Here is a 23,760-nt window from a genome sequence, read left to right on the forward strand (position 1 = left end):
AAGGAAGCAGAATAGTAGGATTATACATATTATATAATGATGAACGTCGAGCCGGATTGCGCTGTAAACACCGCTTCAGGCACCTGCGTGGATTACCGCCAGCCAAAATCAAAATGGCGCGGACAAAGCCGCGCCGAAAGATTGCAGGTATTGACGGGGAATGTATCAGACCACCGGTGTCGGCAGTTCCCTGCCGGCGAAATGCGCGTCGAGATTGGCGAGAACCAGATCAGCCATGGCGCGCCGGGTCTGGTGCGTCCCGCTGCCGATATGCGGGGCAAGCGTGACGTTTTCGAAGGCGAAAAGCGCTTCCGGCACACGTGGCTCATCCTCGAAGACATCAAGCGCTGCGCCACCGATCATGCCGCTCGAAAGCGCCTCGACCAGCGCCGTCTCATCCACCAGTGAACCGCGCGCCACGTTGACGAGCACACCTTGGGGACCGAGAGCCTTCAGCGCATCCGCATTGACGATATGGCGGGTTTCAGCGGTGGCAGCAGCGGCGATGATCAGCACGTCGCAATTGGCGGCCAGAGCCTCGATGCTGTCATAATAATCATAGGCGACATCGCGGCGGTTTCTGGCGGTATAGGAAATGCGTGCGTCAAAACCTTCGAGCCGCTTTGCAATGGCCTGACCGATCCGGCCGAGGCCGAAAATGCCATAACGGCGGCCGGCCACACGGGTGGAAAGACCCATATCGCCCTTCAGCCATTGCCCCGTGCGCACGTGCTGGTCGGCCTGTGGCAGCTTGCGCGCCTGCGCCAGAACAAGGCCGAGCGCGAGGTCGGCGACATCAGCAGTCAGCACGTCAGGTGTGTTGGAAACGCGAAAACTGCGTCGCTTGGCCTCTCCCAGATCGACCTTGTCGAAACCGACACCGTTGATGACCACGATTTCGAGGTTGGGGAGTGCGGCGCCGACATCCGCCGGCAGGCCGATATGACCACCCGTGACGACGCCGCGGATTGCAGCACCCTTTTCGGAAAGGAATGCCGCCTGGTCTGCGGCCTCAAACAGGCGATGCACGGTAAAGCGCTGCGCGAGTTCTTCCTCCAGTGCCGGGATCAGCGGGCACAGTTGTACGATTTCAGTGGTCATGGATCTTCCTTTGCGCCGGTGAACTACTTCACATCGGCCTTGACGAATTGCCGGAGTTCCGGCGTTTGCGGATCGGCGAAGAGTTCAGACGAGCGGCCCTGCTCCCAGATCTTGCCCTTGTGCATGAAGATGGTTTCGGTCGCCACACGGCGCGCAAAGGCCATTTCGTGGGTGACGAGGATCATGGTCATGCCGCCCTTGGCGAGGTTTTCCATGACGGTCAGCACTTCTTCCGTCAGTTCCGGATCGAGCGCCGAGGTCACCTCGTCAAACAGCATCACCTTCGGCCGCATGGCGAGCGAGCGGGCAATCGCCACGCGCTGCTGCTGGCCGCCGGACAGCTGGTCAGGATAGGAATCGAATTTCTCCGACAGGCCGACGAGTTGCAGAACTTCGCGGGCGATATCCCTGGTTTCCGATTTCGCCACGTCCTTGACGATGCGCGGCGCGAGCATGATGTTCTCACCGACCGTCAGATGCGGGAAAAGATTGTAGCTCTGGAAGACGATGCCGACGTCGGTGCGCAGCTTGCGCAGCGCCTTGGCATCTTCGCCGATCGCATGACCGGCGATTTCGATGCGGCCCGAATTGATCTTCTCCAACCCGTTCATGCAGCGCAGCAGCGTGCTCTTGCCCGAGCCCGAGCGGCCGATGAGGGCAAAGACTTCACCGCGACCGACGGTCAGCGACACGCCCTTGAGGACTTCGAGAGCGCCAAAGCTCTTGTGAACGTTTTCAACGATTACTTCCGGCATGAAGCCTCCTTTCCAGCAAACGCGACAGCTGGGACAACGGGTAGCAGACGATGAAATAAAGCACGGCCACCGCGACGAAGACACGGAACGGCTGGAACGTGGCATTGTTGATGAGCTGCCCCGCTCTTGCCAGTTCGACGAAACCGATGATCGATGCGATGGACGTATTCTTGACGACCTGAACAGCAAAACCGACGGTCGGCGGCAGGGAAATGCGGATCGCCTGCGGCAGGATGACGTAGCGATATTGCTGGGCGCGGGTGAGCGCCAGCGACTCGGACGCTTCCCACTGCTGCTTCGGCACCGCCTGGATGCAGCCGCGCCAGATTTCGGCGAGATAACCCGATGTATAGATCGTCATCGATGCGCCGGCGGCGATCAGTGGCGGCAGTTCCAGTCCGGCAAGGCTAAGGCCGTAATAGGACAGGAACAGGATCATCAGCACCGGAATGCCCTGAATGACCTGGATATAGGTGCCGGCGGCGATGCGCAGCAGCTTGTTGTCCGAGGTACGGGCCAGAGCGATGAGAAAGCCGACGATGCCGCCGCCGATAAGCGCAATGATCGTCAGAAGCACGGTCCATTGCAGGGCGGTCAGCAGGAAGCCGAATTCGTTCCAGCCGAAAGTTCGAAGCGTCATGACTGCACCTCCGGCAAAGCGGTCATCGTCTTGCGGGCCACGCGGCGGCCAAACAGCCACATGCCGATAAGGGCAAGGATGAGCCGCAGGCTGAGCGCCAGCGCCAGATAGATGAGCGTGACGACGATATAGACCTCGAAGGAGCGGTAGGTCTGCGATTCCACGAAGGCAGCGGCGGCCGCAAGCTCATGGGTGGAAATGGCCGAGCATATGCTCGATGCCAGCATCATCAGCACGAACTGGCTGCACAGCGACGGATAGACCTTAGCGATAGCCGGCACCATGATGACGTGGCGATAGATCTGGTATTTCGTGAAGCCCAGCGCCTCGCCCGCCTCGATCTGCGACTTGTGCACCGCCTCGATGCCGGCGCGGATGATTTCCGTCGAATAGGCCGCGAGATTGATCGTCATGCCGATCAACGCCGCCGTATCCGCCCCGACGCGAAAGCCGAGACCCGGCAGGCCGAAATAGACGATGAACAACTGCACCAGAAACGGCGTGTTGCGGATCACCTCGACATAGGCGTCCACGATGATGCGGACGATGCCGCCATTGATGGACCGCAGTGAGGCCAGAAGAATGCCGAAAGCACAGCCGAGCACGATGGAGAGGACCGATAGCTTGATCGTCAGCCATATGCCGCTCAACAATTCGTTCTGATATTGGGCAAGTGCGCCGAATTGAAATGTATAGGACATGCGTCACTCCGTGGACATTTCCCGGCCCGCCGGAATTTCTCCCGGCGGGCGCGTTGAATGGCTCAATCAGAAGCTTGGCAGTTGCGGCAGCGGACGGCCGGTCCACTTCACCGAGATACGGTCGAGATCGCCCGACATCTTCATGAGATAGATGGAGGTGTTCAGCCACTGGCGCAGCTCGAAATCCTCGATCTTCGTCGCCATGGAATTGCCCTGCTGGAAGAAGGTGAAGCCAACCTGCAGACCGGCTTCCGGACGCTGCTTGATGATCGCCTCGCCGACTGTGGACGGCAGTGCCACGGCATCCACCTGACCGGCAAGCAGTGCCTGGGCGCTGGTGGAATCGTCTTCGTAGACGACGATTTCAAGACCTTCGACATTGGCCTTGCGCAGCGCGGTTTCCTGCGAGGAACCACGATTGACCGAAACACGCTTGCCCTTGAGGCTGTCGAGATTTTCGAACTTCTGGTCCTTGCCGGAGATGATGTCCATGTTGAAGGCGCTGTAAGGCTGCGTGAACATGACGGTCTTGGCGCGTTCACCTGTCGGGGCGAGCGTCGCGACAAGGAAATCGACCTTGCCGGTCTGAAGTGCGGGAATACGCGCCGGCGGCGTCAGTGGCACCAGCTCCACAGGCAGTGACAGGTAAGAACCGATGAGGTTGGCGACGTCGACGTCATAACCGGAAGGATTGCCCTTCTCGTCCACCATGCCCATCGGTGGAGCGCCGGTGAGAACACCGATCTTGACCTTGCCGCGCGCCGTGATCTCGCTCAGCGAAACGGCATTGGCCGAGGTAGTGGCGGCAAGCGTTGCTGCGGCAACACCGACGGCAACGGTCATGTTCTTCAAAAATCTGGATATGCTCATGGTTTCTCCTCCAACCCTGTAGTGGCTGCCCGCGCGGGAGCAGCGGCCCTTGCGCAAACCGAAAAATGTTCTCGATAACATTTTAACCCGATTTGCAAAAAACTCCTCCCAAGATGACGCAAAGATCCGAAATCGGTAGAATTTCCTATGAAATTCAACAATTTCGGCTGGTTATCGATTTTCCTCTGGTCGACACCATTTCACGTTCTTGGCAGGATCAATAATGCATGTTATCGGTATCATTGCAAGTCCGATCTACAGAACCGTTGCATCGGCATTCATTCGGGAGGGAACCATGTATACACGCTCGGCAATTTTTGAAGGCAGGATCCACGCCGGTAGGGAGGAGGAGTTTTTCCGCATCGTCGAAGAAAAGCTTCTGCCGGTCTGGAAACGCATGCCGAACGCGCAGGCGGTGCGGGTGATGCGCACGGAGCGCACCGACCCGGATGCGGCGGCGATCATCATGGTGCAGGAAATTGACTATCCGTCGATGGAGGCGGTGGAGGAAGCGCTGGTTTCGCCGGTCAGATTGGAAGGCCGGGTGCTGACGGACGAGATGATGAGCATGTGCGACGGGCGTTTTTACCATCTGGTCTATAGACGCGTCGCATAAATCCGGTGCACGCCGCGTCAATCGCAATCATGCGGCGTGCTTTCCCTTGATATCTTCGTGTATGTCTTGTCCTGAACCGGTTCCAATTCAGGGAGACATGCTTTGGTGGAGCGCACGCCCTTGGCCGCAGCGTTAGTCACGTCAAAAAAAGCAACCATGAGCGACGTCTCGAAACTCGCGGGCGTCTCCAAGATGACGGTCTCGCGGGTGCTGGCCGATCCGGCGCTGGTGTCTGAAGACACGCGCCAGAAGGTGATGAAGGCCATCGAGAAGCTTGGCTATGTGCCAGACCGGATCGCCGGTTCGCTGTCTTCCCGACGCACGAATTTCATCACCGCCATTTTGCCGACGCTCACCAACTCCAACTTCGCCGACAGCACACAGGGGCTCGCCAATGCGCTGCGCGCCGCCGATTATCAATTGCTGATCGGCTACACGATGTACGACCTTCTGGAAGAGGAGCGCGTCATCCGCACCATGATGGAGCGCCGCCCGGATGCCATTGTCGTTGCTGGCACTGTCCATACCAAGATGGCGAGCGAAGTTCTGATGCGGGCCGGCATTCCGATTGTGGAGATATGGGACGTGCCCGAACATCCGATCGATCACGCGGTTGGCTTTTCCAACTACGAAGTGGGAAGAACCGCCGCCAAACATCTGATATCGCTTGGCTTTACGAAAATTGGAGCACTTGGCTCAAGGGCCGATGGCGATGTGAAGGACTGGCGTGGCGAAAGCCGCCTCCTCGGCTTTTCCGCAGCGCTGCGCGAAGCCGGCATTTCCGACGATCTCATCATCCGCGAAGGCAGCGCGCCGGTTTCCTACGACCATGGCGCAAAGACGCTCGGTTCCCTGCTGGCGAAGGCACCCGACGTCGAGGCCATCTTCGCGGTCTCCGATATCTCGGCCGTCGGCGCGCTGATGGAATGTCACCGAAGGGGCATTCATGTGCCTGACCGGATTTCCATCCTCGGCTTCGGCGATTTCGATATCGGCCGGCAATGTTATCCGGCAATCTCGACCATCCGCGTCGACGCCCAGATGATCGGACGTAAAGCGGGCGAATTGCTGCTTTCGATATTGGAGCCGGAAAAGGATGCTGTTGTGCCTGAAGGGGCGCGGGTGGACGTCGGTTTCGAGCTGATCGTGCGGGAGACGACGAAGCGGCTGGGTGGTTGATCCATTCTCTTCCCTTATTCCTGTGCTTGCCACAGGAATCCAGCCGACGTGCGTCTCCTCGGCGAAAGGGAGTCTTTTCAGCCCAAGGACTTGGGCTGACTGGATCCCTGTGACAAGCACAGGGATGAGGGAAGTGCGGTCTAATGCCCCTACCGGGCACCCCAGGTATCCGTGAGCCGATACCCCTCCGGCCACGGATCGGACGGATCAAGCATATGCTGGTGGATGCCGGTGACCCAGCCACGGCCGGAGATTTCCGGTAGGATGGCCGGGCGGTCGCCGACTGTTGTCGTTCCAAGAATACGACCGGTGAAGGTGGAGCCTATCAGCGACACCGCCGTCAGCGTTTCGCCTTCCTTCATTTCGCCGCGTGCATGCAGCACCGCCATGCGGGCCGAAAGCGCCGTGCCGGTCGGCGAACGATCCACCTTGCCCGGCTGAATGGCGACCGCCGCCCCTGCCCTGAGGCCTTCCGCCGTGCGCTCCACCTTGCCGGCGAAGAGGCAGAAGGAAAAATGCCGCCAATCCGGGTTTTCGGGATGGTCGAAACCCAAAGCCTTGTTGGCGGCATTGGTGATGCGCACGCCGAGACGGGCAATCTCATGCGCCTCCTCCGGCTTCAGGCTGAACCCCATTGCTTCGGCATCAACGATAACGAAGCTGTCGCCGCCATAGGCGGTATCGACCTTGAGTTTGCCGAGGCCTTCGACCTCGAGTTCGGCATCGAGCTTTGCAGCAAAGCTCGGCAGGTTCTGCACGAAAATGCGTTCGGCCTTGCCGTTGCGGCATTCCGCGCGCACCTTCACCAGCCCGCCCGGCGCTTCCAGCAGCATATGAGTTTCCGGCTCCTGCATCGGCACGATGCCACCATCCAGAAGTACGGTGGACACGCAGATGGAATTGGAGCCGGACATGGGTGGCGTGTCTTCCGGCTCCATGATGATGAAGGCGGCGTCCGCGTCCGGATGTTTCGGCGGCACCAGCAGGTTGACGTGGCGAAAGACGCCGCCGCGCGGTTCGTTGAGCACGAAATTGCGCAGCGTCTCATCGCGGGCGATGAAACGGCTCTGCTCCCAGATTGTCTCGCCCGGCGGCGGCTTCACCCCGCCAACGATCACATCCCCGACTTCACCTTCCGCATGGGCGGAAATCACATGAACGGTCTTGATACTGCGCATTCAGTTCTCCTCATGAAAGCCAGACAGGAAGGCGGGATACGGCACGGCCGGTCAGCGCGCTTTCGACGCAATCGGCAAGACTGCCGAAGCGTACCGCGCGGCCACTAAGGCCCGGGCCGTAATGGGCGTATTTGCCGGAATTGGTCATCAGCGCGCGCGTCTTCGTCGGGAAGACCGGCTCGGAAATCGAGCACCAGCAGAGATCCGGCAGCACCTGCACGCCGCTGTCCTTCAAGCTCTGCAGCGTGCCGTCCTTGCCGGCCGCATCGATGACCTGCTGGCCGGCGGTAACGATGACGGCAACATCTGCACGACGTTTGCGGCCGGCGAAAACGGCGGCAAGGGCGCGGCACTCCTCCAGCGAGGCGTGCGGACTGCCGATGGCAACAAGCTGCACCTCCTCCGGCCCATCGTTCAGGAGCGACCAGGCGGCGGCCATATCTTGAAGCGAAATGGTGACGGTTTCCGCGGTTTCGAGCGGCGCAAGCCCGGCTTCCGGCGTCGCGCCCTCGATATGCAGCATCGGCGAGGCAGAGGTGGTGCCGAAGGCGGCGCAGAGTGCTTTCAGATCATCCCGCGACGGCTTTGCGGCGCCAAGGCCGCGCAACAGGGGAATGCAATCCGGTGCAGCCTTGCCGGCAAGATAACCGACGAGCGGCCAGAAGGCGTCATCAATGCCGGCTGGCAGGGCCACGTCAACGATGCGCTGCGGCCGCCGGTTTTCTTCGATATACACGCCTGAAAGCGGCGCCCTGCCCGTCATCGCAATGCAAAGATCGAGAAAGTCAGGATGTTTGGCGGTGCGGGCGCCGAGCACCGTATTGGCGAAGATCACCGCATTTGATTCGGCCCAGGCAATCGATTCGCCGGCATTCGGCGCGCTGTCGAGCAGGTAAGGCGAACAGGTGAACGTGGGCTTGCATCCCATGCGCACATAGGCATCCGCCAGTCTTGCAGCGGGATCGCCGAAATCCTCCGGCACGCCCTGTGCGCGCCAGTTGGCCTTGTCCACGGAAATGGCGTTCATGGTCGAAGGAACCCGCACCTTGCCGCCCATGTCGGCCATTTTTTCCGCAAAGGTAAGGTTGGCGGGGCTGGCATAGATGCAGCCGTCGATATGGCCCTGGGTGACATCAACAAGCGCGGATGCCCCCTGCTGGGCGGCCATGGCGACGATGATGCGCATGGCCTGACGCACCGCAATGCCATCACACCCCTCAAGCATCGCCCGGTCGTCGTCCGTGAGGTCGAGATGTGCCGTCGCCGGCGGGGCGATGGCAAGAGAGACGCCGTCGGCCTTGATGGTATTTTGATCGATGCTGACATTGGCAGCACGCGAGAAGTGGGTGAAAGTTTCGGCATCGAGGCGGATGACCGGCAAAGCCTTGTCGAACATTTCCGCCGCGACAAGCGCACCCAGCGTCAGAACGTCCTCGGCCTCGCAGAAAACCAGTGCCGAAGGCGCACGGCCGGTGAGGATGAGATCGAGCAACACACCCGAGCCGGTGCAGGAGCCGCGGCTGGTCGGCATGAACAGCACGCCGCCGGTGAGACAGATACCGTGCAGCGGGTGATGCACGTCGATCACCTTGCCGGTGGCGGGATCGACACCGCCCCAGAAGCTCAGCGCCTCTGTCGTTGCGATGACCTTGCCTTCGGCGGCACCGGCCAGAATGCTGCGCGCCTCGGGAGCGGCTGTGGTTGAAACGGCAGAAGACATCGAAAATCTCCCTGAAGCATTTCCGGTAAAATTGCGCAGTGGTTACGCCCGGAAAATGCGTGAAAAAAGCTAGAGAATTTTTGCGTTTCGGAGAAAAGCCAGAATTCTCTAGAAACGTTGCGGCGAAAATGCCCTTGTATCGATGGCGGGTTTTTGCCCCGTCAGAAGATCGGCGACGATGCGGGCCGTGCCCGCCGATTGCGTCAGCCCCAGATGCCCGTGGCCGAAAGCATAGACCACCCTTGCAGTATGCCGCGCTTGCCCGATGGCCGGCAGGCTGTCCGGCAGCGACGGGCGAAAGCCCATCCACTGCTTTCCGCCCTCGGTTTTCAGACCAGGCAGGAAGGCTTTCGCCTTGGCCAGAAGCGCCTCGGAACGGGCGAAATTGGCCGGAAGCTCCAGCCCGCCCAGTTCCACCGCACCACCGACGCGGATGCCGGAGGAAAGACGGGTAACGACGAAGCCGTGGCCGCCGAAGGTGACCTGCGTGCGTAGATCGAAGGCGCCTGAAGGCAACGTGGTATTATAACCCCGTTCCGTTTCCAGCGGAATTTTTTCGCCAAGCGAACGGGCGATGCGGTGCGAGAAGGCACCCGCCGCCAGCACCACCTTGGTCGCCTTGCGGGTGCGGCCATCATGGCTCACCACCTCGACGCCGTCTTCCAGCGGTCTGAGCGAAGCCACATCCAGGCATTCGATACGCCCGCCTATGGTGCGGAAATGGTCGGCCAGCGCCAGCGTATAGAGCTTGGGATCGGCGATCGAAAACCAGCCGGGCGTGAATGTGCCGCAGGCAAAGCGCGGTGCGATGCCGGGTTGAATTTCGGCCATCTGCTCGGCGTTCAGATGCCGGAACTCGATGTCATGGCGCTCGCGCGCTTTCCAGCCGGCGAGCGAGCTCTCGAATTCCGCCTCGCTTTCATAGACCTGAAGGTTGCCCTCCTTGCGCAGCATGGCAATGGTGTCGGTCTTTCTGAGGAACGGCTCGAGCTCGGCCCTGGAAAGATCCATCATTGCTGTCTGCGCGGCTGTGGAATGCTCGACCTTCGATGCGGCGCAGGCCCGCCAGAAACGGAACATCCACGGCGCGATCTTCAGCGCATAGGCCGGCGGCACGCTAAGCGGTCCCAACGGATCGAGAAGCCACTTCGGCGCCTTCCAGAGAATGCCGGGGGATGCAAGCGGCAGGATATCGGTAAAGGCGAAGGCTCCGGCATTGCCGGCCGAAGCGCCCGCCGCCGGTCCCTCGCGGTCGATGACCGTGACCGAAAGACCACGGCCCTGCGCGGCAATTGCCGCCGAGAGACCGACGACGCCGGCCCCTATGACAATGACATCATGTGCAGGCATTATCGAACGTTCGCCAGGAACTTCTGCGTTTCTGGATGCTGCGGCGCGCCGAACAACTGGTCGGGCGTGCCGATTTCCGCCATCACGCCCTGATGGAAGAAGGCGACGCGGTTCGAGACATCCCTTGCGAAGGCCATTTCGTGGGTGACGCAGATCATCGTCATGCCTTCGTCTGCCAGCATCTTCAGCGTATCGAGCACTTCGCCCACCAGCATCGGATCAAGCGCAGAGGTGACTTCGTCAAACAGCATATATTCCGGCGACATGGCAAGCGCGCGGGCAATCGCCATGCGTTGCTGCTGGCCGCCGGACATGCGGTTCGGATAGACCTTCAGCTTTTCAGCGAGACCGACATGGGTCAGTTGCTTGACCGCGATTTCCTCGGCCTTTTCTTTCGAGATGCCAAGAACCTTGCGTGGCGCCAGCATGACGTTTTCCAGCACCGTCAGATGTGGAAAGGCGTTCCATTGCTGGAAGACAATGCCGACCTTGCGGCGCAGCTTGTTGAGGTCGGTCGATTTGGCATGCACTTCCGTGCCGTCGATGGCGATCTTGCCGCTGTCGATCGGCTCGAGACCGTTGATGCAGGTCAGCAGCGTCGACTTGCCGGAACCGGAGCCGCCGATGATGGTGACGACCTCACCCTTGTTGACGGTGAGGTTGATCCCTTTCAGAACCTCCAGCGGGCCGAAGGATTTGCGGACGTTTTCGATCTCAATCATTGGGGGACCACCGTCTTTCGAGATACCCGCCGAAACGGGCGATGGGGAAGCTGATAAGGAAATAGATGGCGCCGCAGATCATCAGGATGGTCAGCGGTTCCTGCAGGCGGGTGACGAGGATCTGCGATGCGCGCAGAAGCTCGATAAGACCAAGCCACAGCACCAGTGCGGAATCCTTCATGACACCGAGCGTCAGCCCGATCCAAGACGGCAGGGACACACGCGTGGCAAGCGGCAACACGATGTAGCGCATGTCCTGCGACCAGGTCATGCCGAGCGACCGGCAGGCGCGGCGCGTATTGGACGGCACGGCACCGATGCCGCCGCGCACGATCTCGGTGCAATAGGCTGCCGTATAAAGCGACAGCACGACGCAGGAGGTGGTGAATGGCGGCCAGCCGAGCTTGGCGATCGACTGGAAGGCATTGCCGAGCACCAGTTGGATGAGCAGCGGCACCGAGCGGAAAATATCCAGAACGAAGGTCAGCGGCAGCGACCAGTAGGGGCCGAACTGGAAACGGATGATACCGAAGATGATCCCCATGATGGTGCCTGCCGTGACGGCGACGGCGGTGACGGCAAGCGTCATGCCGGCACCCTTGGCCAGGAAGGCGAGATCACTCCAGGTGAGCGCGGTTTCAAACATGGCTCACCTCTCTCAGTAACGGAACAGACGTGCAGCCAGCAATCTGGCGGCAAGCGTGACGATCTTGGCGATCACATAATAGATGACCGCAGCGAGCGCGAAGAATTCGAAGGTTCGGAACGAACGCGCATTGAGCGCCTGCGTGACGCCGGCGAGATCGGTATTCATGCCGACTGTGACACCAAGCGAGGTCATCAGGATCGCCCAGACCATCTGATTGGTGGCCGGCAGGAAGGCGACGCGCAGCATCTGCGGCATGATGATCAGCCGAAACGTCTGCATCGAGGTCATGCCGAGCGAACGGCCCGACCGCGTCTGCGTATCCGGTATCGCTTTCAGCGCTCCACGGAAGTTTTCCGCCAGATAACCGGCATTGTTGAAGGCGATGCCGACAAGAAGTGCTGTATAGGGGCTGAGATGAATGCCGAAATTGCCAAGCCCGAAATGAGCCATGTAAATCTGGAACAGCGCCGGCGTGTTGCGGGCGATTTCGACCCAGACGGCGGCGAAAGCGCCGAGAACGCGGTTTCCGGAGAGCCGGAACAAAGTCAGCAGGATGGCGAAGGAAAGACCGATCACCATTGACAGAATGGCGATCTGCAGAGTCACCACCGCACCGTCCAGAAGCTGCGGCAAAGCCTTCAGCGCCTGATTCCAGTGGAATGTATAATTGAACATGAGGCGCCCGCCTTTTCAGAAACGATCAACGGCGCGATCATTTTGACCGCGCCGTTTACGAAAAGTCCTGATCAGCGGTAAACGCCGTTGACAGTGAGCGACGGAACCTCGCCGCCAACCCACTTCTTGTAGAGTTCGGCGTAACGGCCGGTGCGAACCTGCTGGTTGATGAAGAGGTTCAGGTAATTGATGAAGCCGTATTCATCGCGGTTGGTGAACAGCGAAACGTAGTCGATGTCATAAGGCGCCTTGCCGACGACGGAGACGCCTGCGAACTTGCCGCTCTTGACGGTCGACTGCGCAACGGTGGAGGTGGAGACCGTGGCGTCGATCTGACCCTGGCTAAGCGCGAGGAACACGTCAGCCTGGGTCTGGTAAGGACGGAATTCGCCCACACCCCATTCCTTGACCGTCTTTTCGAGCGCGATCGCTTCGAAGGTGCCGGCGGTTGCGCCGACCGTCTTGCCCTTCATGTCTTCGAAGGACTTGATGCCGGACTTGTCGTTGGCGGTGACAGCCATTTCGAAGGCGAAATAAGGCACGGTCATACCGACCGTCTTGGCGCGCTCCAGCGTGTCGGAGGTCGACGCAACGCCGACATCGACGCGGCCGGACATCAGCGCCGGAATACGCTCGGGGAACGGGGTCTCGACGATTTCAGCCGTGACGCCAAGCACCTTGGCCAGATCGTTGCAATAATCGACATCGAAGCCAACAGGGTTGTTGGCGTCATCACGCGCGCCCATCGGCGGGAAATCGAGCACGACGGCGCAACGCAGCATGCCGGACGAAATGATGTCGTCAAGTTTGTCGGCCTTGGCCGGCGTAATAGAGAAAGTGGCGGCCAGGAGGCCGGCGACGATGACCGATTTTTTCATTGTTGATTTGCTCCCATCAATTGGTCTGCCGTTGAAGGCGCGATCACTATTTCCCCATGGCAGCGATAAATCAATATAAAAATACAATGAGTATACAAAAAGAATTTTTTGCGTGTGCGAACGAATGAGATTGGTTGAGCGGCCTGAATGGAAAAAACCGCGTAAGCACGGTGTCGGGGCCTATAGATATATCCACCCTTTCCGGCTGACGCCGATTTGCACGTGCTGGCGCCACGACGTGAAAACACAGATTGCATTAGCCTCGCCTTTGTATACTTTATGTATTCAAAATGTGCGAGCCAGTATCGGAGAACTATGATGAGCGACACGACCACCTTGACCATTGAGGCACTTTTCCAGCGGGTCGAGTCGATTTTTTTGAGGGCTGGGCTGAATGCTGTGCAGTCGGGCGCGTTGGCGCGCGTCATCACCGCCGGCGAACGAGATGCCTGCAAATCGCATGGGATCTACCGCATTGAAGGCGCACTTCGCACCGTCAAGGCGGCCAAGGTGAAGCCCGATGCGATACCGGAAGTGGCGGAAGACGACGGCACGGCTATCGTGAAGGTCAATGCCATGGGCGGTTTCGCCAACCCCGCCTTCGAGCTTGGCCTGCCGGTTCTGGCCGAGCGCGCGAAACGCCTGGGCCTCGCGGCACTCGTCATCAACGACTGCACACATTTTTCGGCACTTTGGCCCGAGGTCGAGGGACTGACCTCGAACGGACTGGCCGGATTGGTGATGTGCCCGAGCTATTCCACCGTCGCACCCACAGGCGGAACCAAGCCGCTGCTCGGCACCAATCCTTTTGCCTTCGGCTGGCCGCGCAAGGACACGTCGCCGTACGTCTTTGATTTCGCGACATCCGTTGCCGCCCGCGGCGAGATAGAACTGCACCGGCGCGCGGGAAAATCCTTGCCGGAAGGATGGGCGGTGGATGCCGATGGCAATCCGACCACCGACCCGGAGGCAGCGCTTGCCGGTGCCATGCTTCCTTTTGGCGGCCACAAGGGTTCGGCCATCGGCACCATGATCGAGCTTCTCGCCGGCATCATGATCGGCGATCTCACCAGCCCCGAAGTGCTCGATTATCTCGGCACCACGACGCTTGCGCCTTTCCACGGCGAATTGATCGTTGCATTCTCCCCGGAAGCCTTCGCCAAGGGGCGTCCTGGTGATCCCTTCCAGCGCGCCGAAGTGCTGTTCGACGCCATCATCGGCCAAGGCGCCCGCTTGCCCTCCGGCCGCCGCTTTGCCGCCCGCGCCAAATCCGAGAGCGAAGGCATTACTCTCACGGCCGCTGAAATGGCCGGACTCGATCGGTTGCTGGAGAAGGGACTGGACGCGGTCTCCTGACCGCGTTGAGGATCGGAAATGAAAAAGGCCCGCAAATGCGGGCCTTTTATTTTATTACTGTGATGACTCAGGCAGCTTTGCAGGTCTGCACCGCGCCCGGAAGCTTGCTCCAGTCGGCGTACCAGCTGTTGAACAGCTTGAACTGCGCTTCGACATAACCGCGCTGGCTGTCCGTCAGGGCATCGGTTTCGTTGAAGTGCACCGTGTATTCCTTGTCGCCCTTCAGCACCATCATGTGCTTGAAATAGAGAACCAGATCCGGGCCTTCATCGAAGGAGGAGAGCACGGCAAGCGCCTGCTCCAGTTCCAGCGCGCGGGCGCGGGCATCCGCATCACCCTTGGCCGCAGCCTGCGACAGCTTGCAGAGATGAATGACTTCCTTGGGTAGAACATTGCCAATGCCGGTGATGGCGCCGGTTGCACCACAATTGACGAAGCCATGCACAACGGCGGTATCGACGCCGATCATCAGGGTTACTTCATCATCACGGCTTGTGATGTTTTCAGCGGCATAACGCATATCGGCCGGGCCGCCGAATTCCTTGAAGCCGACGAGGTTCTTGTGTTCGGCGCGCAACGCGAAGAAGAGATCGGCGCGGGTCGCGAAACCGTAATAGGGGCTGTTGTAGATGACAGCCGGAATTTCAGGAGCGGCCGAAAGGATCGCCTTAAAGTGGGCCTTCTGGGCGGCGATGACCGAACCGCGCGACAGAACGCGCGGAATGACCATCAGGCCCTTGGCGCCAACCTTCTGGGCATGGGCAGCGTGCGCCACGGCAGATGCCGTGTTGACGGCGCCGGTGCCGACGATAACGGGAATGCCGGCCTTGACCAGGCGCTCCACGCCTTCCATGCGCTGCTCGTCCGTCAGGAGCGGCCAGTCGCCCATCGAACCGCAATAAACGACGGCGGACATGCCATCGGCGATCAGTTCCTTGCCCTTGCGGACAAGCGCATCGAAATCAGGGGTGCGGTCTTGTCTGCACGGGGTCATCAAAGCGGGGATTACGCCGGAAAAAATGCTGGCCGTCATTATGAGCTCCTAAGGCATATGGTTCTCAGGAATGGACGCAGCTCCGCGCCACCCTTTCGACAAGGACATTACTATCTTGTATTTTATTTGTCGACAAGAAATCGACAAGCTACAGACTTATTTCCAGACGCTCGTTTCGCACCAGCAATTTCTGCACCTGGCGCACGATCTGTTCGGCATGTTCGCGCGCCAGTTTTTCCGAAAGAGCGATATCGCGCGTGGCAATGGCCGCGATCATCGCCTCATGATCATCGACGAAACGCCGCGGCAGGCGATCCTCGTAGGACTGGTAATAAAGCCGGAGAATACGGCGCCCCTCGTCCAGAAGACGCTTGAACAGGCTGGTGAAATAGGGGTTGCGGCCGGCCTCGGCGATGGCAAGGTGAAGGGCGGCATTGGTGGAGATCATCGCCAGCGCATTCTGCTCTTCCACCGCAACGGCAAATTCCGCATTGTGCGCCCGGATACCGGCCAGATCTTCCGGACGGTGATATTGCGCGGCGAGCTGCGTGGTGACCCGGTACATCAGCACCAGCGCATCGAAATAGGTGTGCATGTTGAGGAAATCGATATTCGACACCATGGTCGAGCGGTTCGGCAGCGTATCGATCAACCCCTCACCCGACAGCCTGACCAGGGCCTCGCGGATCGGCGTGCGCGACATCTTGAACCGTTCGGCAAGCTGCACCTCATCGATCGGGCTGCCCGGCGGCAGCACCAGATCGAGAATCTCGTCGCGCAGCAGATCATAGACCATCTTCACGCCGGAGCCGCGCTTGCGCTCGGCAGAAGCAATTATATCCGTCATCACTAAATCCCTCTTGTCGACATAAAGAGTACTATTATATTTTTTCGTTATCAACGCCGCGCGGTCGCTTCGCTTTCTCGAATGGCGGAATAATTGTTCAAGAACAACCAAAAAGCCGTCGCGGAAATTACCCGCGGCGGCTTTTAATCGTTCGGTTTGTGGCGTGGGCGCCGGGAGGTTCGATTTATCCCAAGAAAGAGGAGTGAGCCGATTGTTCCTGCTCCCTGGCGGGGTGAAGAATGTATCGCACGGTCATTCTGCCCTTAGTTGCGCAGGCCGGTGGCCACGACGGAAATCTTGAAGGCGCCATCGAGCGTGGGGTCGAAGGAAGCGCCCATCACCACGTCGGTCTCTTCGCTCACCGCTTCGCGCACCAGCGTCATCGCTTCGTCAATTTCATAAAGCGTCAGATCGTTGCCACCCGAGATGGCCACCAGCGCGCCCCGCGCCTCCTTCAGCGAAGGTTCGCCAAGCAGCGGATTGGCGATGGCTGCCGCGGCCGCTTCCGAGGCGCGTTTCGGCCCCTTGGCCTGCGCCGTGCCCATAAGCGCGCGTCCGCCATTCTTCATGACATAACGCACATCGGCAAAATCGAGATTGACGAGGCCTTCGCGCAGGATGAGATCGGTGATGCAGCGCACGCCAAGCGACAGAACCTTGTCGGCAGTCTTCAACGCATTTTCGAAGGTGGTGCCGGCATCGGCGATACGCAGCAGGTTCTGGTTGGGAATGACGATGACGGTATCTGCCGTGTTGAGCAGGTTGGCAAAGCCATATTCGGCCGCCCGCATACGCCGCGCGCCCTCGAAGCTGAACGGGAGTGTGACGACGCCGACGGTGAGGATGTTCTTCGCGCGGCAGGCCTCGGCAATGACGGGAGCAGCACCCGTGCCCGTGCCGCCGCCCATGCCGGCAGTGATGAAGCACATGTCGTAGCCGCTTAAGTGATCCATGATCTCATCTAGGGAATCGATCGCCGCCTGACGGCCGACCTCGGGATCGGCGCCTGCGCCGAGGCCGCCGGTCAGCTCGGAGCTCAATTGTACGAGCCGCGGTGCATTGGTTTTCTTCAGCGCCTGCGCATCCGTGTTGGCGGCGATGAAATCCACACCGCTGATGCCCTCGGCAATCATGTTGTTGATCGCATTGCCGCCACCGCCACCGACGCCGACGACGGCGATATTGGGCGTGTTGCGGGCAATGGTGGCGCGCGGAGACTGGGTCATCGTCTTATTCTCTTTCTAAACTCATAGGGTCCGGCGCCGTTTTGACCGCGGCACGCGAATGATCGGCAAGGTCCCAGCGCCTCTGCCCCCACAGGAGAAGAAGGCCGTAACGCTTTGAATTTTCATGCCAGCCTATTGCGCCAAAATGGCGAATAGCAGGCGTTCCAGGGGGCGAAAGATGCTCCACGGTGACGTTCTCCGACCCCTTACCCGGATGAAAACCGAACCGAATCAACTGCTTCGCTATAGAGTGGTCATAGCCGAAAAGGCACGTCGTTTACACTCCATTCACTATGTTTATCTCACTTTGGAACGAGTTACGGCCCAAGGTGTTTGCTAGCCAACAGCGCTCTGGGGCGCATAGAACGGAGACAGGCATATGTTGGCAGACGTCTTGCAAAAAGAAACGGGTTACAGCACGCAGCAGCCGCGTGTCCTGATCGTTGAAGACGAGTTTCTGATCGCCATGGATATCGAAGATTCGATCATGCAGGCGGAAGAAGAGGCCAACGTCATCGGTATCGCCAACCGGCTGGATCAGGCCGTGGCGCTTGGCAGCCGTGCCGATATCGCCTTCGTCGACGTCAATCTTGCCGATGGACAGACCGGACCGGAGATCGGAAGGCGGCTTTCGGAAGATCATGGCGTCGTGGTGATCTTCATGACGGCGAACCCTGAAGTCGTCGTCAATCTCGGTATCGGCGCCGGCGTGATCGCCAAGCCAGTACCGCAGGACGCGGTCGAACAATGCCTCTCCTACGCTCTCGCCAAACGCGCCGGCACCCACGCCGTAACGCCCATCGGCATGATGGCTTTCGACTGAGCGATTTCCTGAAAACGAAAGAAAATACCCCAAAACAAAAAAGCCTGCCGCGGGAGGAGGTGCGGCAGGCTTTCTGAAAAGATGAACAGCGATATGGGAGGAGGAAAACCGCTGTCCCCGGGGCAATCCTTTGGGAGGAGGAGTAGGATCACCCGCATTACCGAAAGGATGTGGGAGGAGGTACATCCGTTTCGATGATTTGAAGATAGCATTTTTCTGCGCATTTCACAGGCACAAGGTTGCAGCACAGATATGCGCTATATGCATGGCAATTTTCGCGCTCGAAAATACTGCGCGCTATTCGCCGAAGATTGCGTGATCCTGATCGCGAGAGGCGCCAAGCCCTTTGCCTGTGGCATGACAAAACCGCGCGCGTAATGAACCGCATCGCCAAGCAGGAGAGCCATGGAACAAAGGGCTCCAAAAACAAAAACGCCCGCGAAGCGGGCGTTGACGTATTCATAAGTGGCGATATCGCCTGTATTACTTGCCGACGGCGGCGCGGGCAACGCTGGTGATCTGGCTGCGATCAATACCGAGATCGTGCAGTTCCCGGGTGCTCATGCGGCCCAGCTCGTTGATGGTCTGACGATATTTGCGCCAATTGTTGAAGCTGCGTGTTACGTTCATGACATGACCCTTTCTGAGGTTTAGGTGACGTCAGCAACGTTTTCGCTCCGGCGTCTTTCGATGACCTCTATATGCGCTTTTCGATGACGAATTAACAGGCAGAATAAGGCAATCCACCCATGCGCTGCGTGCAAGGGTTCCTATTCACCTCTTCCTGAAACATGATGGGTCGCTGAAACTTCAGCCATATGGAGGGCGCCTCTACACGCCCCGCGCGTCAGAACTTGTAGCGCACGCCGAAAACGTTGGCGTTGGTCGCGCCCTTCATATTGCCCAATGTCTTGCCACCGCCTGAGCGGTGGTGAAGGCGCCAGAAGAATTCCGTCGAGGAATCCTCGCTGAAGGAGACGTTGATTTCCGGTCCCAGATAAAACAGGACGTTGGCATTGCCATCATCCTTGATTTCCTGCTCGCGTTCGCGACCCCGCTGTGCGTCCGTGACGAGGCTGAGGCCGGCGGTGAAGCTCGGCGTGATAAACAGCCGCTCGCCGAGCCTGATCTGCTCATAACGCGCGACCGGGCCTGCCCACACCTCACCGGTGAAACCCTTGCCGAATCTCGCGGCAATACCGATTTCGCCGCCCAGTTTCACATTGCCGAGACGATAGGGATAAAACTGGTAACCGCCGCCAAGAATGGCATTCTTTTCGTATTCCACGGGAATGAGGGCAGCGCTTTTCAGCATGTCTTCTTTCGTCAACACACCGCCGAAACCGAATATCGCCTCGCTTGTCTCCGAAGCCATATCCTCCGATGCGAAAGACGGTGTCGCGGCCAGTGCGATCATGGCCGCCAGCGACAGACCTGCTGCGATATTCATTTGCTACTCCTGAACAAAGCCCTCTTTTACCCAGCCGTCTCATAGGCATATTCCCCGAAGGCGAATATACCGTTACCGAACACAATTAATTCAACTCGTCCGGAAATGCTGGAAAACGGGCTCTTTTCCGTCGTTCAGCGCAGGAACCGCCGGAAGCGGCGAAGCGCAAAAATGAAGAGCGCCGAGCCGATGGCGAGCAGAGCCAGCAATTGCGGCCAGACCACATCCAGCCCCGCCCCCCTGAAAAGCACCGATTGCGCCAGAATGACAAAATGCGTGTTGGGTGCGAGCAGCATGATGTACTGGATGATATCAGGCATGCTTTCGCGCGGCGTCATGGCGCCGGACAGCACTTGCAACGGCAAGAGGAACAGTATCAGCAGCATGCCGAATTGCGGCATGGAACCTGCCACTGTCGCGAGGAAAATACCCATCGAGGTCATCGCAAAAAGCTGCAACGCCGTTCCAAGCAGAAAAAGGGAAAGCGAGCCTTCGATGGGGATGGCGAGCAGCCCCTTAACGACAACAAAAAGTGAAAATGCCGAAGCCACCAACACGACAAGGCCCATGGACCAGACCTTGCTGAGCATGATTTCCAGCGGCGTGACCGGCATGACCAACAGATGCTCGACCGTGCCATGTTCACGCTCGCGAATGAGCGCCGCCCCCGTCAGCACGATCGACAGCATGGTGATGGCGGTGATGATATTGTTGATCGAGCCGAACCAGGATTTGTCCAGTTCTGGGTTGAAACGAGAACGCAGCGTCAGATCGACTGGCACCGTCGTCGCGCCGCGATAGCGGTTGACATATTCCTGAACTTCGCTCGTCACGATGTTCTGCACATAACCACCGCCGCTGAACGCCTGGCTCATGCGGGTGGCATCGATATTGAGCTGGATGGCAGGCTGCTGCCCGCCCATAAGCCGACGCTGGAAATCCGGCGGGATGTTGAGCGCGAAGGTGTCGAGCCCGGCATCCATGCGCTTGTCCATCTCAGCAATGGAAATCTGCTTTGGCGGCGCGAAATAGGGCGGATAAAACGCTGTGCTGATGCGGCCGGAAAGCGGCGACTGATCCTCGTCCACGATTGCGATGGCGGCATTGTTCAGAGTTTCGGGCAACGCGCTGGAGCCGGTGTAGATCTGCAGCGTGAAGGCGTAAACGATCAAGAGCAGCAGCATGCCATCACGCGCAAGCCCGCGCAGTTCCTTGATGCCGAGCTGGAAGATGTTGGACGAAAACAACCTCATGACGCCTGTTTCCTCAAAAGAGCAGCACCGGCGATGAGCAGCAGCGGAATGGCAATGAGAAGCGGCAGGAAAGAACCGGAAAGACCGGCGAAATCCAGCCCCTTGGAAAAGGTGCCGCGTGAAATCGTCATGAAATAGGTGGCGGGATAGATATTACCGATAAAGGCCCCCGCCCCCTGCAGCGACGAAACGGGATCGATCATGCCCGAATATTGTGTGGCCGGAATGAGCGTCAGCAAGGCTGTGCCGAAGATCGCCGCGATCTGGCTCTTCATAAAGGAAGACATGACGAGACCGATGGACGTGGCGATGATGACGAAGAGCAAAGCGCCCGTCGCGTAAGCGAGATAACTGCCGGTAAACGGCACCCGGAAGATGAAGATCGCAAATGCGGTCAGCAGCAGGAAATTGAGCATTCCGAGCGCCACATAGGGAAGCTGTTTTCCTATCAGGAATTCCAGCCGCGTGGTCGGCGTCACGTAGAGGTTGACGATGGAGCCAAGCTCCTTTTCCCGGACGACGCTGAGGGCCGCCAGCATGGCAGGAATGAGCATCAGCAGCAGCGGAATGACCGCCGGGACCATGGCGACGAGGCTTTTGACATCGGGATTGTAACGATAGCGCGTTTCGATGCTGAAACTGCTTTGCGTCGCTGCATTGCCGTAGATTTCGCTCGCCTTGCGCGCCAGCCATGTCTGGTGCATTCCCTGCACGTAACCGCGCACGGTTTCTGCCCGCTGCGGCATGGCGCCGTCGATCCAGGCGCCCACCTCCACGGTCTTCCCGCGCAGGACATCGCGGCCGAAACCGGGTGGAATTTCGATGGCAAGGCTGAGTTCCCCGTCGCGCATGCGCCGGTCCATATCGGCATAGTTGCGGATCGGCTCTTTCTCGATGAAATAGCGGGAGCCGGCTATGTCGAGCACGTAATCGCGGCTGATGGTGGAATCGTCGCGGTCCAGTACCGCGAAGGTCAGGTCCTCAACATCGAGATTGATGCCGTATCCAATCACGAACATCAGGATGACGCTGCCAAGAACCGCCAGAGTGCCACGAATGGGATCGCGCTGCAGTTCCAGCGCCTCGCGGCGCGTATAGCTGAACATGCGCCTGACATCGAAAAACCGTTTGCGGGCCGGTGCAACATGCTGCGTCGGGACCACCTCCGCTGCCGGAGCTGGCGCTATTGCAGGCTCCGCCTTTTTGACACCCGAAGCATCCTCGAGATAGGCGACAAAAGCCTCTTCGAGCGTTGCGGCGGCATTGCGGCTCTTGGTAATCGCGTCAGGCGTATCGCTGATCAGCACCTTGCCGGCATGCATCAGCGAAATCCGGTCGCAACGCTCAGCCTCGTTCATGAAATGAGTGGAGATGAAGATGGTGACATTGTCGTTGCGGGAGAGATCGGCGAGGATTTGCCAGAAGCCGTCCCGCGCCACCGGGTCCACACCCGAAGTCGGCTCATCGAGAATGAGAATGTCAGGCGAATGGATCATCGCCACGGCCAGCGACAGCCTTTGGCGGATGCCGAGCGGCAGGTCGTCTGGCAGCGTCTCCATGACGGTGCCGAGATCGAAGCGCTCCGCCATCTCGGCTATGCGCGGCTGGATCTTCTCCTCCGGCAGTTTGAACAGCCGCGCGTGAAGATCAAGGTTCTGTCGTACCGTGAGTTCGGAATAGAGCGAAAAAGCCTGGCTCATGTAACCGACGCGGTGGCGGATCGCCATGTCGCTGGCATCCACCTTGTGCCCGAACAGCTTCGCCTCGCCTTCACTGGCGGCCAGAAGCCCGGTCAGCATCTTCATGGTGGTGGATTTTCCGCAGCCATTCGAGCCGAGAAAGCCGAAAATCTCGCCACGCGGAATTTTGAAGCTGACATTGTCGACGGCGGTAAAATCACCGAAGCGCATGCTCAGATGCGAGGCCTCGATGGCATAATCGCTATCACCAGTCACCTTGCGCGGCGCGATATGCACCTCATGGTAACCCTTACGCTTTTCTTCCGGAAGAAGCGCGATGAAGGCTGCATCGAGATTGGCGGCGGAGGTTCGGGCGAGCAACTCGGCGGGCGAGCCGGTGGCAAGGATCTTGCCGCCATCCATGGCGACCAGCCAGTCGAAACCGGCGGCCTCTTCCATATAGGCCGTCGCGACAATCACGCTCATGCCCGGACGACCGGCGCGGATGGAATCGATAAGTTCCCAGAATTGCCGGCGCGACAGCGGATCGACGCCCGTTGTTGGCTCATCGAGAATGAGCAGGTCAGGATCGTGGATCAGCGCACAGCAGAGCCCGAGCTTCTGTTTCATGCCGCCGGAGAGCTTCATGGCCGGCCGGTCGGCAAAACGTTCAAGACCAGTACTTTTCAGCAACTCGGCAATGCGTGCCTTTCTCTCCCTGCCATCCTGCCCGAACAGCCTGCCGAAAAAGTCGATATTTTCGAAGACTGAGAGGGTTGGATAAAGGTTCTTGCCGAGGCCCTGCGGCATATAGGCGATGCGCGGGCAGGTATCCTCGCGGTGGCGCGGATCGGACATATCGCCGGCCAGAACCTCCACCTTGCCCTTCTGTATGGCGCGCGCGCCGGAAATCAGAGACAGCAGACTGGACTTGCCGACACCGTCAGGCCCGATAAGGCCGATCATCCGTCCGGCGGGAATTTCGACCGATATATCGGCAAGCGCAACCGTGCCAAAAGCCAGCCGGACATCCGTCAACCGTGCGACCGGGGCGCCGGGATCGTTTTTAGTATTCGTCGCGGAGGGCGTGACCATCGC

Annotated in this window: 23 protein-coding genes; 4 read left to right on the forward strand and 19 right to left on the reverse strand. The window is 59.4% G+C overall.

Going from position 1 to position 23,760, the window contains the following annotated elements; all coding sequences use genetic code 11:
- Positions 1-165 precede the first annotated feature (165 nt).
- The 5 genes from GSF67_RS15635 to GSF67_RS15655 all read right to left on the reverse strand — a co-directional run bounded on the left by GSF67_RS15635 (position 166) and on the right by GSF67_RS15655 (position 4,067).
- Positions 166-1,101, reverse strand: a complete 936-nt coding sequence (locus GSF67_RS15635; RefSeq protein WP_128822088.1) for a 2-hydroxyacid dehydrogenase — start codon at positions 1,099-1,101, stop codon at positions 166-168.
- A gap of 23 nt (positions 1,102-1,124) precedes the next feature.
- Complete coding sequence (locus GSF67_RS15640; RefSeq protein WP_006312369.1) at positions 1,125-1,856, reverse strand: amino acid ABC transporter ATP-binding protein; 732 nt, start codon at positions 1,854-1,856, stop codon at positions 1,125-1,127.
- Entirely contained in the window at positions 1,837-2,496 is a 660-nt protein-coding gene (locus tag GSF67_RS15645; protein WP_006312370.1) for an amino acid ABC transporter permease, read from the reverse strand. The genes GSF67_RS15640 and GSF67_RS15645 overlap by 20 nt, the downstream gene beginning before the upstream one ends.
- Entirely contained in the window at positions 2,493-3,197 is a 705-nt protein-coding gene (locus GSF67_RS15650) for an amino acid ABC transporter permease (RefSeq protein WP_006312371.1), read from the reverse strand. The genes GSF67_RS15645 and GSF67_RS15650 overlap by 4 nt, the downstream gene beginning before the upstream one ends.
- Positions 3,198-3,263: 66 nt before the next feature.
- Complete coding sequence (locus GSF67_RS15655) at positions 3,264-4,067, reverse strand: transporter substrate-binding domain-containing protein (RefSeq protein ID WP_010974073.1); 804 nt, start codon at positions 4,065-4,067, stop codon at positions 3,264-3,266.
- Positions 4,068-4,362: 295 nt separating this feature from the next.
- Between GSF67_RS15655 and GSF67_RS15660 the strand changes: the two genes are divergently transcribed.
- Together GSF67_RS15660 and GSF67_RS15665 are read left to right on the forward strand one after the other, a co-directional pair.
- Positions 4,363-4,683 carry a hypothetical protein gene (locus GSF67_RS15660; RefSeq protein ID WP_035215149.1) on the forward strand — a complete coding sequence of 107 codons (321 nt, stop codon included), beginning with the start codon at positions 4,363-4,365 and terminating at the stop codon, positions 4,681-4,683.
- A 156-nt stretch (positions 4,684-4,839) separates the two neighbouring features.
- Complete coding sequence (locus GSF67_RS15665) at positions 4,840-5,862, forward strand: LacI family DNA-binding transcriptional regulator (RefSeq protein ID WP_006312375.1); 1,023 nt, start codon at positions 4,840-4,842, stop codon at positions 5,860-5,862.
- A 149-nt stretch (positions 5,863-6,011) separates the two neighbouring features.
- On the opposite strand, the gene GSF67_RS15670 is transcribed toward GSF67_RS15665, so the two are convergent.
- The 7 genes from GSF67_RS15670 to GSF67_RS15700 form a co-directional block, all read right to left on the reverse strand.
- Complete coding sequence (locus tag GSF67_RS15670) at positions 6,012-7,040, reverse strand: proline racemase family protein (RefSeq protein ID WP_006312377.1); 1,029 nt, start codon at positions 7,038-7,040, stop codon at positions 6,012-6,014.
- Positions 7,041-7,050: 10 nt separating this feature from the next.
- Complete coding sequence (locus tag GSF67_RS15675) at positions 7,051-8,760, reverse strand: aconitase X (protein ID WP_006312379.1); 1,710 nt, start codon at positions 8,758-8,760, stop codon at positions 7,051-7,053.
- A gap of 108 nt (positions 8,761-8,868) precedes the next feature.
- A complete protein-coding gene (locus GSF67_RS15680; RefSeq protein ID WP_006312389.1) occupies positions 8,869-10,110 on the reverse strand; it encodes an FAD-binding oxidoreductase in 1,242 nt (413 codons plus the stop codon).
- Positions 10,110-10,832 (reverse strand): amino acid ABC transporter ATP-binding protein, encoded by a 723-nt coding sequence (locus GSF67_RS15685; protein WP_176072041.1) that lies wholly within the window; start codon positions 10,830-10,832, stop codon positions 10,110-10,112. Before GSF67_RS15685 ends, GSF67_RS15680 begins: the two co-directional genes overlap by 1 nt.
- Complete coding sequence (locus tag GSF67_RS15690) at positions 10,825-11,478, reverse strand: amino acid ABC transporter permease (protein ID WP_006312400.1); 654 nt, start codon at positions 11,476-11,478, stop codon at positions 10,825-10,827. Before GSF67_RS15690 ends, GSF67_RS15685 begins: the two co-directional genes overlap by 8 nt.
- A gap of 12 nt (positions 11,479-11,490) precedes the next feature.
- A complete protein-coding gene (locus GSF67_RS15695) occupies positions 11,491-12,156 on the reverse strand; it encodes an amino acid ABC transporter permease (RefSeq protein WP_006312403.1) in 666 nt (221 codons plus the stop codon).
- Between the two features lie 71 nt (positions 12,157-12,227).
- The gene (locus GSF67_RS15700) at positions 12,228-13,034 is read right to left on the reverse strand and encodes a transporter substrate-binding domain-containing protein (RefSeq protein WP_006312404.1); all 807 of its coding nucleotides are present in this window, start codon (positions 13,032-13,034) and stop codon (positions 12,228-12,230) included.
- A 318-nt stretch (positions 13,035-13,352) separates the two neighbouring features.
- Here GSF67_RS15700 and GSF67_RS15705 point away from each other — a divergent pair, with 318 nt between their 5' ends.
- Positions 13,353-14,390 carry an Ldh family oxidoreductase gene (locus GSF67_RS15705; protein ID WP_006312405.1) on the forward strand — a complete coding sequence of 346 codons (1,038 nt, stop codon included), beginning with the start codon at positions 13,353-13,355 and terminating at the stop codon, positions 14,388-14,390.
- A gap of 67 nt (positions 14,391-14,457) precedes the next feature.
- Here the strand turns inward: GSF67_RS15705 and GSF67_RS15710 are convergent, their stop codons facing one another.
- The 3 genes from GSF67_RS15710 to ftsZ form a co-directional block, all read right to left on the reverse strand.
- A complete protein-coding gene (locus GSF67_RS15710; protein ID WP_006312406.1) occupies positions 14,458-15,423 on the reverse strand; it encodes a dihydrodipicolinate synthase family protein in 966 nt (321 codons plus the stop codon).
- A gap of 109 nt (positions 15,424-15,532) precedes the next feature.
- The gene (locus GSF67_RS15715) at positions 15,533-16,231 is read right to left on the reverse strand and encodes a GntR family transcriptional regulator (protein WP_006312407.1); all 699 of its coding nucleotides are present in this window, start codon (positions 16,229-16,231) and stop codon (positions 15,533-15,535) included.
- A gap of 263 nt (positions 16,232-16,494) precedes the next feature.
- Positions 16,495-17,457 carry a cell division protein FtsZ gene (gene ftsZ, locus GSF67_RS15720; protein WP_006312408.1) on the reverse strand — a complete coding sequence of 321 codons (963 nt, stop codon included), beginning with the start codon at positions 17,455-17,457 and terminating at the stop codon, positions 16,495-16,497.
- Between the two features lie 379 nt (positions 17,458-17,836).
- On the opposite strand from ftsZ, the gene GSF67_RS15725 reads away from it, so the two are divergent.
- The gene (locus GSF67_RS15725; RefSeq protein WP_006312409.1) at positions 17,837-18,280 is read left to right on the forward strand and encodes a response regulator; all 444 of its coding nucleotides are present in this window, start codon (positions 17,837-17,839) and stop codon (positions 18,278-18,280) included.
- A gap of 483 nt (positions 18,281-18,763) precedes the next feature.
- Here GSF67_RS15725 and GSF67_RS15730 read toward each other — a convergent pair whose 3' ends face one another.
- The 4 genes from GSF67_RS15730 to rbbA all read right to left on the reverse strand — a co-directional run bounded on the left by GSF67_RS15730 (position 18,764) and on the right by rbbA (position 23,757).
- Positions 18,764-18,910 (reverse strand): DUF1127 domain-containing protein, encoded by a 147-nt coding sequence (locus GSF67_RS15730; RefSeq protein ID WP_006312411.1) that lies wholly within the window; start codon positions 18,908-18,910, stop codon positions 18,764-18,766.
- Between the two features lie 217 nt (positions 18,911-19,127).
- Complete coding sequence (locus tag GSF67_RS15735; RefSeq protein ID WP_006312412.1) at positions 19,128-19,730, reverse strand: hypothetical protein; 603 nt, start codon at positions 19,728-19,730, stop codon at positions 19,128-19,130.
- Positions 19,731-19,864: 134 nt separating this feature from the next.
- Positions 19,865-20,983 carry an ABC transporter permease gene (locus tag GSF67_RS15740; RefSeq protein WP_006312413.1) on the reverse strand — a complete coding sequence of 373 codons (1,119 nt, stop codon included), beginning with the start codon at positions 20,981-20,983 and terminating at the stop codon, positions 19,865-19,867.
- Positions 20,980-23,757 carry a ribosome-associated ATPase/putative transporter RbbA gene (gene rbbA / locus GSF67_RS15745; protein WP_006312414.1) on the reverse strand — a complete coding sequence of 926 codons (2,778 nt, stop codon included), beginning with the start codon at positions 23,755-23,757 and terminating at the stop codon, positions 20,980-20,982. The genes GSF67_RS15740 and rbbA overlap by 4 nt, the downstream gene beginning before the upstream one ends.
- Positions 23,758-23,760 lie beyond the last annotated feature (3 nt).

Source organism: Agrobacterium sp. CGMCC 11546 (assembly GCF_013365515.1).
Classification (GTDB): domain Bacteria; phylum Pseudomonadota; class Alphaproteobacteria; order Rhizobiales; family Rhizobiaceae; genus Agrobacterium; species Agrobacterium fabrum.

What these genes read in the sequence shown, in the direction of transcription:
- GSF67_RS15650 (WP_006312371.1), bottom strand. Translation starts at nt 3,197, where the DNA reads ATGTCCTATACATTTCAATTCGGCGCACTTGCCCAATATCAGAACGAA.
- GSF67_RS15730 (WP_006312411.1), bottom strand. Translation starts at nt 18,910, where the DNA reads ATGAACGTAACACGCAGCTTCAACAATTGGCGCAAATATCGTCAGACC.
- rbbA (WP_006312414.1), bottom strand. Translation starts at nt 23,757, where the DNA reads ATGGTCACGCCCTCCGCGACGAATACTAAAAACGATCCCGGCGCCCCG.
- GSF67_RS15710 (WP_006312406.1), bottom strand. Translation starts at nt 15,423, where the DNA reads ATGACGGCCAGCATTTTTTCCGGCGTAATCCCCGCTTTGATGACCCCG.
- GSF67_RS15645 (WP_006312370.1), bottom strand. Translation starts at nt 2,496, where the DNA reads ATGACGCTTCGAACTTTCGGCTGGAACGAATTCGGCTTCCTGCTGACC.
- GSF67_RS15660 (WP_035215149.1), top strand. Translation starts at nt 4,363, where the DNA reads ATGTATACACGCTCGGCAATTTTTGAAGGCAGGATCCACGCCGGTAGG.
- GSF67_RS15685 (WP_176072041.1), bottom strand. Translation starts at nt 10,832, where the DNA reads ATGATTGAGATCGAAAACGTCCGCAAATCCTTCGGCCCGCTGGAGGTT.
- GSF67_RS15735 (WP_006312412.1), bottom strand. Translation starts at nt 19,730, where the DNA reads ATGAATATCGCAGCAGGTCTGTCGCTGGCGGCCATGATCGCACTGGCC.
- GSF67_RS15715 (WP_006312407.1), bottom strand. Translation starts at nt 16,231, where the DNA reads ATGACGGATATAATTGCTTCTGCCGAGCGCAAGCGCGGCTCCGGCGTG.
- GSF67_RS15670 (WP_006312377.1), bottom strand. Translation starts at nt 7,040, where the DNA reads ATGCGCAGTATCAAGACCGTTCATGTGATTTCCGCCCATGCGGAAGGT.
- GSF67_RS15740 (WP_006312413.1), bottom strand. Translation starts at nt 20,983, where the DNA reads ATGAGGTTGTTTTCGTCCAACATCTTCCAGCTCGGCATCAAGGAACTG.
- GSF67_RS15695 (WP_006312403.1), bottom strand. Translation starts at nt 12,156, where the DNA reads ATGTTCAATTATACATTCCACTGGAATCAGGCGCTGAAGGCTTTGCCG.
- GSF67_RS15640 (WP_006312369.1), bottom strand. Translation starts at nt 1,856, where the DNA reads ATGCCGGAAGTAATCGTTGAAAACGTTCACAAGAGCTTTGGCGCTCTC.
- GSF67_RS15655 (WP_010974073.1), bottom strand. Translation starts at nt 4,067, where the DNA reads ATGAGCATATCCAGATTTTTGAAGAACATGACCGTTGCCGTCGGTGTT.
- GSF67_RS15725 (WP_006312409.1), top strand. Translation starts at nt 17,837, where the DNA reads ATGTTGGCAGACGTCTTGCAAAAAGAAACGGGTTACAGCACGCAGCAG.
- GSF67_RS15635 (WP_128822088.1), bottom strand. Translation starts at nt 1,101, where the DNA reads ATGACCACTGAAATCGTACAACTGTGCCCGCTGATCCCGGCACTGGAG.
- GSF67_RS15700 (WP_006312404.1), bottom strand. Translation starts at nt 13,034, where the DNA reads ATGAAAAAATCGGTCATCGTCGCCGGCCTCCTGGCCGCCACTTTCTCT.
- GSF67_RS15665 (WP_006312375.1), top strand. Translation starts at nt 4,840, where the DNA reads ATGAGCGACGTCTCGAAACTCGCGGGCGTCTCCAAGATGACGGTCTCG.
- GSF67_RS15675 (WP_006312379.1), bottom strand. Translation starts at nt 8,760, where the DNA reads ATGTCTTCTGCCGTTTCAACCACAGCCGCTCCCGAGGCGCGCAGCATT.
- GSF67_RS15690 (WP_006312400.1), bottom strand. Translation starts at nt 11,478, where the DNA reads ATGTTTGAAACCGCGCTCACCTGGAGTGATCTCGCCTTCCTGGCCAAG.
- GSF67_RS15680 (WP_006312389.1), bottom strand. Translation starts at nt 10,110, where the DNA reads ATGCCTGCACATGATGTCATTGTCATAGGGGCCGGCGTCGTCGGTCTC.
- GSF67_RS15705 (WP_006312405.1), top strand. Translation starts at nt 13,353, where the DNA reads ATGAGCGACACGACCACCTTGACCATTGAGGCACTTTTCCAGCGGGTC.
- ftsZ (WP_006312408.1), bottom strand. Translation starts at nt 17,457, where the DNA reads ATGACCCAGTCTCCGCGCGCCACCATTGCCCGCAACACGCCCAATATC.